Source organism: Sphingobium sp. LSP13-1-1.1 (assembly GCF_040676415.1).
In the GTDB taxonomy this organism is placed as follows: Bacteria; Pseudomonadota; Alphaproteobacteria; order Sphingomonadales; family Sphingomonadaceae; genus Sphingobium.
Genome location: NZ_JBEGHU010000015.1, coordinates 13,567 through 28,466 on the forward strand (window position 1 = coordinate 13,567; position 14,900 = coordinate 28,466).

Annotated in this window: 1 protein-coding gene; it reads left to right on the top strand. The window is 56.7% G+C overall.

Features of this window, described 5'->3' with window-relative positions; genetic code table 11:
- The first annotated feature begins 477 nt into the window (after positions 1-477).
- On the top strand, positions 478-14,895 hold the full coding sequence (locus MRBLSP13_RS10945; protein ID WP_363754508.1) for a cadherin domain-containing protein: 14,418 nt from the start codon (positions 478-480) through the stop codon (positions 14,893-14,895).
- The last annotated feature ends 5 nt before the right edge of the window (positions 14,896-14,900 follow it).

A 14,900-nucleotide genomic window follows, 5' to 3' on the forward strand; every position in this document is an offset into this window, starting at 1 on the left:
CTGCCAGATAATTCAATCGAGTACATCAACGCACTAGGCCTTGAAGGAGGTCTTAGTGCTGAACGTAAAATTAAAATTATATCAGCAATAACTGCGAATAAAGAGTTTGCGCGAGCGGTTGCTCGCTGGTTGCCAGCAATGTCATTTGCGTCCGTCGTTGGAGTTACGGATCATGATACCATCACAAACACAAAGGCTGATGTTAATTTATTGCCGGAGTTCATTAATGATTACTTTAATGAGTGGCAAGATAGTTTAACAATAAACAACGATAATGTATTGGAGCTTAGCCCAGTTCAGTTTTCTGCGGATATAACTGAATCATGGGATGGGGGATTATCATCGCCAACTTCGGCAATTAATCATTCGACTATTGATACTGTAACTAATTATAGCGGATCTATGACGCTTAGTTATGCGGATAATAGTGTCGTTCAACTTGGTATAAAAATTTCCGTATCCCAAAAAACATACCCGGTGGATATCGATGGTAAAGTAAGATTAATTGTTGTTGAACAGGTAACTCATACCGTCGAAGCGAACGTACAGGTTCTTCAGTCTCTTGGATTGGATCCTGGCCTCAATATGGGAATTGTCGTTTCGCAATCAGCATGGGATTTGAGTAGCCGTAAAGTTTATGATGTCTCCATCGTTGGCGATATCGCTGAACTTCGTGAAAAGCAAATCGATAGTACAATTCCCACAGATCTGCGATCTCAATATACTACGCAAAACTATGAAGGTGGGGATATTGTAATAAATGGCTCCCGTTATAAGCCAGATGTAATCGTTTTTAGTGATGGAACAACGATCAGGGATGAAAATGGTCAGCGAATAACAACAAAAAAGGAGGGTGATTTAGTTACAACGAAAAGGCAATCTCTTAGTAATCCTGTTTCATTTGATTTGATAACTGTTGATACAATGTCAAACGAAATTTCGGGCATTGTTACTGTGGGTGCGACTGATTCATTAAGTGAACCTATGGTATTTCGTATTGGAGGTACTTTGGATCAGCCGTTACTTAACGACGGCGATCTTGATCCAAATTCCGTCTTGGGACGCGCTATTTTTGCGACTGCTCGGGAAGCAGCATTGGGAATAGCGATGGATGGTGTTGATTTGGCTATCCGTGATAATAATATTATTATTTCGCTCAAGAAAGAAGTCGTAGATCGCAGAAGTAGATTAAATCTACCCTCGGATCTTTCCTATGCTTATTTGACTGGTGCGGGCTTTACTGCGGTTGATACGAAGGGCCGCGCAGTGGAAATAACTTATGATCGAGATAGTGACGGCCATTTAATAGGGTATGATGGCGAGGTCGTAGACGATGTGGCGAAGGCAAGGATCGTTCGTACAACCGCCTCGGACGGAGGTGTCTCTGTCGTAGTGCAGCGATCGCATACGAACAGAAACGAAATAGAGTATATAACCGTTAAAGCTGCCAATTCTCCGATTGGTATCGACTTCCAAGACGCTGGAACGATTCTCGGTTCAATTTTGGGAAGATCTATTTCTGGAAGCAATGCGATTTCTGGAACCATTTCTTCTGCGTTATTGAGTACTGCCTTAGGAAATGTCGGTGAAATTCTCAATATTGGAGTATTCGGCGGTAATTCCACGAAAGCAACGGTAGAAGAGGCGGTTGCCGGAATTGGAACCGAATTTATCAGTAATCTTAAGTCTGCCGGCGTTGGAGCAATATCATCATTTCTGACTGCCGAACTGGTCAATGCGATTGGTCTCAACGGCTTTGCAGGTGAACTGGCGAATTCATCCGCTGGTTACGCCATAGGGCAACTTGCAAGCCAGTTGATATTGGAGGGATCCAATATATCGGCTGCTTTGCAGTCGCTCGATTGGACCCAATTGGGTAACGCGGTCGGCGGATTCCTTGGATCAAAGCTGGCATCGGAGATTGTCTCCTTCGATACGGTGGGTGGTCAAATAGGCGCCGCCGTTGGTTCTGCCTTGGCCTCTACGGCTATGGGCTTGGCGATCTCCGCAGCTGCTGAGGCTGGCGTCACGACCGGTTTAGCTGGAATATTTACTGCAAATGGCGCGCTGGGGCTGGGAGCATTAGGGGGGCCTGTCGGCATCGCCGTTGCAGCCTTTGTAGGTTTCATCGTAGGTGGGTTGATCGGCTCCGTTCTTGGCGGGACGCCGCGTTCCGGTGCGGATGCTCTCTGGGATGAAACTAAGGGCGAATTTGTCGTCGCAAACGTGTGGTCCAAGCATGGCGGCTCCAAACAAGCCGCCCGGTCAGTTGCTTCGGCCGTTTCAGAAACCTTCAACGGCATTCTTTCTTCGATGGGCGGTACACTCATCGACCCCGAAGCAGTTCAATCCGGTAACTACGGCATGCGGGGCAAGAAATTTGTCTACAAGCCCTATTCAACCAAGAGCAGCGATGCGATCACCCAGAAATTCTCAGGCAAGGACGCGGCAACTCGCCTGATCGGCTATGGCGTTTATACCGGCTTCACTGATCCAGATTTCAAGATCGCGGGCGGTGATGTCTATGTCAAACGCGCACTCTACAATACATTCGAAATGGGCGGCCTTGACCCGTTGAACTTCGATAGCAGTGTGCTGCTCGGTAATATCGCCTCTGCACAGGCTTACGAGAGCTATCTCGCCAACTCGACCGTGATCAACGCCTTAGTCGCGGCGGAACCTGATAGCGTGTTCGCTCTCGAAACAATGATCAATCTCGCGCGGGCCGTCGAACTGGGGCTGACCCGCCGTCACGCCAGCGACTGGTACGGTGGGTTCTCCTATCTGATCCAAGAAGCGCAGACCAACGCTGCTGATGTCGATTTCGGCTTCGACTATGACCCCTATACTAATAAGATCAGCCGTCTGATCGGCGTCGGCGATTATGTGCTTGGCGATGCGATCGACGTCGCCGGCCAGACGGCGATCGAAGTTGGCGCGGCAAACGACGTCATCGACCTGCGTGGCAAGAAACTGGCTGACCAGAGCGGCTACACCGTTAACGGCGAACTACAGGATGACATAGCCACCTCCGGCACAGATTTCACCGCGACCAATACCACCGTCAACTTCGCATCGGGCGAATTACGCAAGCAGGTCACTGTTGCGGTCGCGGGCGATGCCGACACTGCGGTCGAGAGCTTCCTTGCGGCACTGTCAAACGGCACCGGCGTGAGCGCCATAGGTGGTGACGCGACGGCGACGATCATCAGCAATACCACTGCCGCCGCGCAACTCATGGTGGGAAGGAGCTTCGCGTCGGAAGCGGACGGCTATGCTGTGTTCCGCCTCAGCCTGTCGAAGGCGGTCGGCACAGATGTGACCGTGAGCCTCGCGCTGGCGGACGGTCGCGCGAGCGGCCAAGGCGCCGATTATGGCGCCACGGACGCCAGCAATGTGCAGGTTTCCATCGACGGCATCAACTGGACCAATGCGACCAGTGCGACCTTCGCGGCGGGCACGACCCAGCTTTTCGTGCGCACGGCGGTGATCGCCGACAATGTCCTCAATCCCGAATATGTCGGCCCCACCACAAACCCGATCACCGGACAAGTGACGCCGGGTAACGGCAAGCCGCAATATCTCAATGTCGAGGGCAATGAGAGCTTCACCCTGACGGCTACGGTGACGGCAGGGGCGGGCGCACTCGCCAATGGCGCGACGCCGATATCGGGCAAGGGCACGATCATCGACGCAACCAGCGGCTCCAAGCCCTATGTATGGCTCGACAATGTGATCGTGCATGAGGACAGTGGCACCGCGACCTTCACGATTTCGCGCAGCCGGAGCACGAGCGAGGTAGCATCCATTACCTTCTCCACCGCTGACCGGCGCGAGCTTGCCATCGACGTCGCCGCCACGGTCGATGGCGGCGCGGGCAACGACACCATTTACGCCTCGAACCTGGGCGACAATATTTTCGGGGGCGAAGGCAACGATACGCTCTATGGTGGCCGCCTCGACGACTGGCTGCTGGGCGGCGATGGCGACGATGTGCTTGATGCGGGCACGGCCGACCAGAACGCGCTCGGCGGCGACGGCAACTATCTGAACGGCGGCGCGGGCAACGACCTGTTGCGCGGCCGTGAGGGGTCCGACTGGCTTGAGGGCGGCGAGGGCGTCGACACGCTGACCGGCGGTGCGGGTGACGATATCCTCGCAGGCGGTGCCGGCGATGGCGACATCCTCAAGGGGGGACTCGACAACGACCAATATCTGGTCCGCTTAGGCGATGGCGCCGATATCGCAGAGGACGAGGCCAATGGTGCGCCCGCCGCACAAGCGGGTGGTGGCGACTATGTCAGCCAGCGCATGGCGGGACTAGCGGCTGGAACGATCAAGAAGAACTGGGTGGGTGATGCGCCCGGCGTGGTCCAGAAGGCCGCTATTGGCGGGGAGGACGCGATCGTTTTCGGATCGGGCATTGGTCTTAGCGACATCCAGATGGTGCGCTCCAGCATCGACAGCGACGATCTCATCATCAAGGTGATGCAGACCGTCAATGGTACCACCAGCTTCACCGGCACGCAGCTCACGGTGAAGGACTGGTTCTCCGATTATTTCAAGCGGATCGAATGGCTCAAATTTGCTGACGGCAATGAGGTACGGATCGGTGACATCACCAGCTTCATCGTCGGCGGGTCGGGCAATGACGTGCTGATCGGCACCAGCGGTAATGATTTCGTTTATGGCGGCGATGGCGACGATCAGCTTCAACTGCTGGGTGGCAACGACATCGGCAATGGCGGGACCGGCAACGATCTGGTCGCGGGTCATTCGGGTCAGGATCTGCTCGTAGGTGGCATTGGCGTCGACCAACTGATCGGCGGCAAGGGCAAGGATGCGTTGTCCGGTGATGGCGGCGGCGACGACCTGTATGGCGGCGACGATGACGATATCCTCTCGGGTGGCCGCGGCGATGGCGATGTCGTCGTGGGTGGCGCTGGCAATGACATATTCAAATATTCGCGTGGTGATGGCCGCGATGAACTGTTCGACGATTATTCCGCGCATTGGGATGTCGTCTGGAGTGCTTCTGGCCAGTGGAACGAAGCTGCGGGCTATCATTATAACGAACAGACTGGTGAGGTAACCGGTCCCGGCGGCGCCTATCTCCGCAAGAATGTGGGTACGGCTCAATCGCCCAATCTGCAGTGGCTCGGCCGGTTCGATTACGACGATGTGACGGGAACCCTGACCGTCTTCAACCCGCCTGCTGGCAGCGCGGTTGTCGCCAATAGCGGCACCGATACGATTGAGTTTGATCCGGGCATCAAGATCCAGGATATTGTGCTGTCGCGGCCCGCAGGCTCGAACGATCTGGTCCTCAACATCGCTGACGAAAATAGCGAGTTTGCTACGGCCAATTCGCTTGCCGACAGCATTACGATCAAGGACTGGTATGCGCTGCCTGGTCAAATCGAGAAATTGGCCTTCTATCAGACCGGCATCCTCGACATTCGTGCAGGTGTTACCAATCTGATCGCCGGGACAGATTATGCGGATGGAACCGACATCACGCCATTGGCCGGAACGTCGGGAGCGGACTGGATCACGGGTGGCGCCGGCGATGACATCATCGCGGGCGGATCGGGCAACGACATCATCGCGGGCAATAGTGGCTTCGACACGCTGAAGGGCGAGATGGGCGATGATGTCCTTTATGGCGGCTCCGGTAACGATATCCTGGACGGCGGCAAGGGCAATGACGTCCTGATCGGCGGCGCGGGACAGGATACGGCTTCCTATGTCTCGGCGAGTGGTTGGGTTCGCGCCGTGCTTTCGGCGAGCTGGTCCAATGCCGGTGACGGAGCGGGCGACAGCTATGACAGCATCGAGGACCTGATCGGCGGTGCCGCGGGAGATACCCTTGGCGGTGACGAAGGCGATAACGTGCTGACGGGTGGCCAGGGCAACGATGCCTTGAGAGGCGGTGCCGGCGATGACACCTATGTCTGGAACATTGGGGATGGCGCTGATAATATCCGGGAGTATGCGTTTGCTATCGAAGAAGCGATAACAAGCGCCGGCCAACTCGCCGATGGATATTCAGTCAAGTCCTGGGCGGCCACGGGCGCGATCGAACCGGTTTCAGGGTACCGTTATTGGCGGCTGCAGATTCAGGACGCCCACGGCGCGCTGGTCTATGACAGCGGCAGCTATGTCTATGCACCAGGTGTTACGCCCGCCGCTCCAGTCCCTTCCGCCTATATCCAGGCGGGCTGGCTTGGTGGCTTCTCAAGGACCAACGGGCAGCAGGTCACCCGCTTTGCCTATGACAGCTCGGTATCGGGTGGCGAGGATGTGCTCGAGTTCGGGCAGGGAATTGGCCTCAATGATCTCAAGTTCACGCGGACCGGCAATGATCTTCTGATCCAGTACGCAGGATCGTCGACGGCCCAACTCATCCTCTATGATCAGTTCACGGCCAATGGCGCCATCGAGACTTTGCAGTTCGCCGATGGATCGTCCGCATCGCTGGCTTCGATAATATGGGCGACGAGCTCGGCGCAGGCCGTGGGGACGTCAGGCGATGACCTGATGCTTGGGCAGTGGGGCAACCTCGCTGACAATCTCGCTGGCGGAGACGGGAATGACGTTCTCGTTGGATACGCCGGCGATGATCTCCTCTATGGCGGGAATGGCGACGATATTCTCGAAGGCGGCGCGGGCGCGGACCGTCTCGACGGCGGCACCAACTCGGCCGCGACCGAAATCGGCTGGGGTGACAGTGCACGCTATGCGCGTTCAGCAGCAGGCGTGCAGGTCAACCTCGTAACCGGCACCGGTTCAGGGGGTGATGCGGAAGGTGATCTTCTGATTGGCATCGAGAATGTCACGGGCTCACAATTTGCCGATACGCTGACCGGGGATGCGGGGGGTAATCGTCTATCCGGCCTTGGCGGTAACGATGTCATCAATGGCGGCGATGGCGCGAACGTTCTTGATGGCGGTGATGGCGATGACTTCATCAACGGCGGTGAAGACGACGACAATATCGATGGCGGCGACGGCAACGATGTCATCTATGCGCTCGATGGCAATGATCTGGTCCAGGCTGGCCTGGGCAATGACCAGGTCTATGGCGGCACCGGCAATGACCAGATTCTTGGCGATGGCGGCGACGACCATCTCGAAGGCAATTGGGGGAACGACCAGTTGCAGGGCGGCGATGGCGCGGATGTCCTGATCGGTGGCGATGGCAACGATACGCTCGCAGGCGGAGCGGGAACCGACTGGCTGCAGGGCGATGCCGGTGACGACGTCTATCTCTTCGACGCCCGTTCGGGCAATGACACCATCGCGGACGGCTCAGGGATCAACAGCATCGTCTTCGATCAGACGGTCGGCTTCGATGATATCTGGCTGACCCGGCAGAACGACGATCTGAAGATTGGCGTTATCGGTGGCGATGCGACGATCACCGTCAGCAATTATTTCAGCGCCACCAATCCGTCTCGCATCCGTAGCATCAGCACGGCGACGCACAGTCTTTTCCTCAACTATGCGACGCCGCTGATCGGTAACATGTCGGCAAGCAGTGCGTCCACGCCCGGCAGCATGCCTGCGGCAATAGCCGCGCAATTGGCGACCTACTGGCATGAGGGTCATAAGGCGAAGCCGACCGGCAGCGCGATATCGATCGCTATCGACGAGGATAATGCCAGCGGACCTGTCTCGACAGGTGCCATAGACCATGACGAGAATATCAACGGCTATCAACTGGGTACGGGACCGAAAAATGGTGCTGCGGCGGTGGATGGCGTGTCAGGCACGCTTGTTTACACACCCAATGCCGATTTCAATGGTACCGACAGCTTTACTGTCATCGTTACCGACGCCGATGGCCAGTCCGCCGAGATTGCGGTCGATGTCAGTATCGCAGCGGTCAATGACGCGCCTCGCGACATACGGACGGTGGATGGCGCGGCTATTTCCGTGATCGAAGGCGCGCTCAGTTCTCCGACCCTCTGGGATAGCCCCATCAAGCAGATTGTGGCCACCGAGGTTGAGGGCGAAGCGATGACCTTCTCGCTCGTCGACGATGCGGGGGGCAGGTTCAACCTTACGTCCGATGGCCTGCTGATTGCGCAGAATCCGGCGTTGCTTGATCGGGAGACATCGGCATCACACGTGATCCGGATACGCGTTACGGATATTCACGGTGCCTGGGCCGAGAAGGATTTCTCGGTTACGGTCGAAAATTGGAACGAGGCACCGGATACGCCAGTCCTGCTGCAGGCGCGCGATCTTGTTGATGAACCTATCTCTGGTAGCCTTGCGGATATCTGGATTGCCCAGTTCACCCTCTCAGACATTGATGGCACGACGCCTTCTCTAAGATTGGTCAGCAACCCGTCGAACCGCTTCAAGGTTGTCGGCAACGAAATCCGCTTCGCTGAAGGTTTCGCGTCTGACTTCGAGAGTCTCTACAATAGCGGTCTCGTCGCCAGCGATTCCGATGGGGACGGGCAGATGGAGGTCGTCCTCACTGGTTCGGTCGATGCCACGGATGGCAGTTTGTCATCGTCGGGCAATACTGCCTTCTCCATTACGATCGAGGATGTCAACGAAGCGCCGACGGCGCTCGAATGGTCCGCAAATATCGCCTCGATTGCAGAGCGCGATCGGGTGGCGAACGGCACGGCGCTTCCTGCTGTTGCAATCGGCACACTCAATGTGGTCGATCCGGATATCACAGGCTTCGCCGACGCCAGCTACAGCTATTCGGTGTCCGACAGCCGCTTCGAGGTCGTGGGCAATGTCCTGCGGTTGAAGCAGGGCGCTGTGCTCGACTATGAGGCCGAAGCGAGCGTGACCCTCACGGTGACCGCCACGGATATGAGTGCCACGCCGTTCTCCATCCAGCGAACGGTCGACCTTGTGGTCGACAATCGCGATGATGTGCTGGAGGGCGATGCCAATGCCAATACGCTTGTCGGCCAGCAGAACCGAGACCTTCTCTATGGCTTCGGCGGCAACGATACCATCGATGGAGGCGATGGCGATGATCTGATCGACGGTGGATCAGGCGACGATCAGTTGTATGGCCAAAGCGGCAATGACACGATCTATGGCGGGGATGGAGCCGATACCATTTATGGCGGGGTTGGCGATGACAGCCTTTATGGTGGCGCCAATAATAGCGGCACCTTCGATGTCATTTATGGCGGCGATGGCAACGATCAACTGAATGGCGATGATGGCGACGATGTTCTGCTAGGCGGTCTTGGCGCGGATCAGTTGATCGGCGGCGCGGGTTCGGACTGGGCGGACTATAACCTTCTTCGTTCGGGCGATGCCGATACGACTGGGGTGACGGTCGATCTCGTCACATCTGCCTTGAACACAGGTGCTGCGGCCGGGGATAGCTATTCCAGTGTCGAAAACATTCGGGGCACAAGCGTTGCCGATATCCTTAATGGAGATGGTTCCGCAAACCGGATCGAGGGGCTGGGTGGCAACGATGTGCTTCGTGGCCGCGCGGGTGATGACAATCTGCTGGGCGGCAGTGGCAATGACACGCTTTATGGAGACGATGGCGCCGATACCCTGCTGGGCGACGATGGTGATGACATCATCTATGGCGGCTCCGGCAACGATACGTTGCTGGGCGGGGCTGGTAACGACCAACTCTATGCCGAGAGTGGAGACGATTATCTCGATGGCGGCGCGGGCAACGACCTGCTGAATGGCGGCATCGATAACGACACCTATATCGTAACCCGCTCATCCGACGCCGACACCATCTACAATTACGACCCGTCCGGCGACGATGTCGACGTGCTGGGATTCCAGGATACGGCAGGCGCCATCAATGATGAGGATCTCTGGTTCGAGGCTGTAGGCAACGACATGCGGATCAGCGTGATCGGAACGCCTTCCAGCGTCCGCATCAAGGACTGGTATCTGATTTCCGATCCTGGCAGCCGGTCCAACTACAAGATCGACTTCATCATTGCGGGCACGCGCTACAGCACCCAGATCAATGTCGAGGGCCTGGTCCAGTTGATGGCGACCAAGGCCAAGCCGGCTACGGTGGCGGCGCGCGATACGCTGATGGCGGACCTCACCTATAAAGCGCAATGGGCGACCTATTGGGGGACCAATGCCAAGCCGGTGATATCGACCATCGGCAACAGGACCATCAATGAGGATGTCCCGCTCAATCTCACGATGACCGTAACGGATGATATTACCCCCAATGCGGGCATCCAGATGTCGGCGACGGTGATTTCCGGTTCTTCCGTGATCGCCAACGCGGGCATCCAGTTCGGTGCACCTGATAGCAATGGGCAGCGTAGCTTGATGATCACCCCTGTCGCTCATGCGAGCGGCACGGCAACCATCAGGGTGCAGGCGACTGACGCAGGCGGCATAACGGAGACGCAGGAATTTACCGTGACGGTGAACCCGGTCGCGGATACGCCTGTCATCAACCAGTTCACGGGAGGATCGGGTACGGCCGGGCAGGCTGGCGGCATAGCGCTGTCCCTCAACGTTACCTTCCCCGACATGGATGGTTCGGAAATCCAGGAAATCTGGATCACCGGTGTGCCGTCGGGCGTAAGCCTGAGCGCAGGCAGCTATGACGGGGCTTCGGCTACCTGGAAGCTGACGCCTGCGCAGGCGAATGGTCTCAGGGTCAATGCACCTGCGGGCTGGAGTCAGGATCTTGCCCTCTCGGTTACCGCGCGCGCGACGGAAGGCGGTCAGACCGCTGTCTCCGCCGCCAAGACGACGACGGTCGTGATCAATGCGCCGCCGACCGGGGCGACCTTGTCCGGCTCGGTCAATGAAAATGCGGCCAATGGCACCGTGATCGGCACTATCGCCGGCATCGATCCGGACGCGGGCGATACGCTCATCTACACATTGCTCGACAATGCCGGAGGCCGCTTCACGCTCACTGCCGCGGGAGTACTCAGCGTCGCTAATGGTTCGTTGCTCAACTATGAGGCTGCAACCTCGCATGGCATTGTGGTGCGGGTGACCGACAGCTTTGGTCAATATAAGGATCAGGGCATCGGGGTCACCGTCAACAATGTGAACGAAGCGAACAGTCTGCCAGGCAGCTACAACATGGTGGTCAATGAAAATGTCGGGATCGGCACAATCGTCGGTACGGTGATGGCTGGCGATCCCGACAATCCAGCCCTGGCCTTCGGCCAGCAACGCTATCTTTTCGGAAATGGCACGACCACCTCGGCTGACGGACGATTTACGATCGACACCGTATCAGGCCAGATCAGGACCGCGGTCGCGCTCAACTATGAGTCCTTTACCACGGGGAGCTACACGATCCTGGCTCGCGATAATGCGGGCGGAGCAGGGTACAATCAGGCGTCGAGTCCAATCACGATCAACATCAACAATGTGAACGAAGCCAACAGCCTCGCTGGTTTCACCATGTATGTGAGTGAGAATGTCGGGGTGGGGACCACTGTCGGCACAGTCGCGGCGAGCGATCCGGATGGATCGGGGGTGGCCTTTGGCCAGCAGCGTTATTGGTTCTGGGACGGCACCAACTATTCCAATCAGTCCTGGGACGGGCGTTATGTGATCGACAATGTCACTGGCGTCATCAAGACCAACGCTGCTCTCAACCGGGAGGCGGCGGAGCCTGGTCGCAACTATGTCGTCAGGGCGCGGGATAATCAGGGCAATCCTGGCTACACCGAAAGCGCAGCCAATTTCTGGATTGAGATCGCCAATGTGAATGAGGCGCCCTACTCGTCGGGCGGAACCGTCTGGTCTATGTTCGATGAAACCGGTTTGGGCAGCAATCCGGCCAACAATGACGTGGTTGTCCGGTCTTTGCCGCTGAGTGACCCAGATGGCACGACGCCGACATTGGAACTCCTGTCCAACCCGGGTGGGTGGTTCAAGATCGTCGGTAATCAGATCCGCTTTACTGGCGCCAATCTCGATTTCGAATGGTTCAAGAATAACGGCTATGGGGTCACCGATTATGATGGCGATGGTCGGATTGAGGCGCATATCGCTGATGTCTGGACGCGTACCAATGACGGTCAATATGTCTCGGATGCTACCCTGACGCAGGTGTTCATTCATGACATCAACGAGCAACATGCGCTCATCAATCGGACCTTCAATGTCAATGAATCCAACACCGCTCTAGGACCATGGGTAGGTGTTACGGCAACATCTGGAGAGCTTCTTAACGCTAAGTCTCTGATGCTGTCCGACGCGGAAGGCGGCGCCAACATCAGCTACCGATTCTCCAATGGTTCGCAGAATTGGGGGCCTTGGAGTATAGATGCAGCGACCGGTGCGATCTGGATGACGGGAGGAACAGATTATGAGTCTCTCGTCGAAGTTTACCAGACCCAAGGTTATTGGGACGAATATGGCGGCTATTACGAATATCAGGTTTATACCGGCCGAGATCCATCCCGGGCGACATTCAACCTGGGCGTTCAGGCGATTGACAACAGTTCGGGCCAGATCGCCTCAGCAACCATGACGCTTAATGTTGCTGACGTGAATGAAGACGTTTCCTATGCATCCTACCTGACGGGCAGTTCCAAGGGGAATTGGATCAAGAGAAGTGATACCGAATATTGGATCATGGCGAACTCTTCGGCAGTGACCCGGTATATCACGCCACTCGTCACTGATCCCGAACGCCAGGGTGTTAGCTATTCCATCTCGAACCTGAGCTATAGAGAATATAATGTTGTTTCGGGTGGAAGTGGCGAGATCAACGCGACGGCTATGCCGAATATCAACATTGATTCTTCTGGACGCATCAGTTTCTGGGTTCCCGGACAGGATTGGGACGGCGAATGGGAGGGCGGCCTGAAGATTGGAGGCGTTAGGCGAACCTCAAGCGTTGACGCCACCTTCACGCTCAACATCCTAAACGGCGATCGTACCACTTATATTCCAATGAAGATCACTTTCATTCGCCGTGGGCAGACAACGCCTCCCGTCATGCTGGATCTCGATGGCGATGGCCTCGAACTTGTGGCTGCCGATATCTCTACGACAACCTTCGATATGGACTTAGATGGAATCGCGGATCGTACTGGCTGGCTCAGCGGTGACGATGGTTTCCTGGCGCTGGATCGTAACGCCAATGGTACAATCGACGATATCAAGGAAATCTCCTTTGTGGAGGATGCCGAAGGCGCTGTCTCGGACCTTGAAGGGCTGCGAGCCTATGACAGCAATGCCAACGGCTTCCTTGACGGTGGCGATGAACGTTTCGCCGAATTCCAGATATGGCGGGACGTCAACCAGGATGGCGTCAGCCAGACTGGGGAGCTGTTCTCGCTTTCGGCGCTGGGGATCGCACAGGTGAACCTGACGCTCAACTTGACAGGCGAGGTTCCGGGAGGGGCCGATAACGTGATTTATGCGACCTCGGAATTTTTGCGTGATGATGGTACCAGCGGAGCCGTCGGTGACGTTTTCCTGTCGTTCGATCCCTCCGACATCGGGATCGCCGCCCCGGTCATCCTTGACTATGACGGTGACGGTGCTGGCCTGATTTCGGTAACCTCAAGCACAGTTCGCTTTGATATGGACGGCGACGGCGCGACCGAACGCACAGGCTGGATCGAATCTGGGGATGCTTTCCTGGCGTTGGATCGCAATGGTGACGGCAAGATCTCCGACATTGCCGAAATCTCCTTTGTCGGTGATCTGGAAGGCGCCAAGACCGACCTTGAAGGCCTGAAGGCGTTCGACAGCAATGGTGATGGTGTGCTTGACGCGCTCGATGCGCGCTTTGCCGAGTTCAAGCTCTGGCTCGACACCAACAGCAACGGCATCTCGGATGCGGGTGAGGTCAAGAGTCTCGCTGAAGCCGGGATCAGCGCCATCGGCCTTTTGTCAGTCGCGCCGGAAAACGCCAACGACGGTGGTAACATCATTTATGGCAAAGCGAGCTTCAGCCGTACTAATGGCACCACTGGTACAGCTCTCGATGCCGGACTCGCTTATGTACGCGGCGATGGCAGCGCGCGTGAGGCTTATTCGGCATGGACGGGGACCGAAACGCCTGCCACTTCAGATGCTCCGATTGTACCAGCGATCGACGTCGAGCGGCAGGAATATGAGCGTAAATCCAAGCGCTATATGATCTCGACAACCGGCGGTCAGATGTTTGTTCGTCGGCGGAGTGACACCGCCGTTCTGGACGGGCGCTCGGGCTTGATTGATCCAGCCACCATCCTGTCTTTCTCCAACAAGGACATCGGCATGCTTTCGCCGATCATCCTCGATCTGGATGGCGACGGCGTCGAGATGCGCTCGATCAAGAAGGCAAAGGCCGCCTTTGACATGAATGGAGACGGGATTGCGGACAACACCGGCTGGGTCGGGAAGGGCGATGGTTTCCTCGTCATTGATCGCGACGGGGACGGTAGCATTACCAGCGCTTCGGAACTCAGCTTCCTCACCGAGAAGAGCAATGCCAAGAGTGATCTTGATGCGCTTGGAGCACTCGATTCCAATAAGGACGGCAAGATCGACGCAAACGACACCCGCTTTGGCGAATTGAAGGTCTGGGTGGATGGCGATGGTGATGGCGCAACCGATAGCGGGGAACTCAAGTCCCTGGCCGATCATGGTATTACCTCGATCAGCCTGTCATCGCGTGCGGTCGAGCAGAATGTGAAGATCGGATCGAATGTCGTGCTGGCCACTTCCACTTTCACGCGTGCGAACGGCTCGGTGGGGACCGTAGGCGACGTGGCGCTCGCCTATAAGCCCGGCCAGGCGGCAAACGAGCCAGCGAGCGGGTGGGAGACCATATTGGCGCGGATGACGCAACAGATGGCGGCGTTCGGGGCAGAAGCGGGAGAGGGTGAACTGAACACCCGTTATGCCAAGACCGAAGCACTCTATGATTATTTCGCGGCCTGATTATA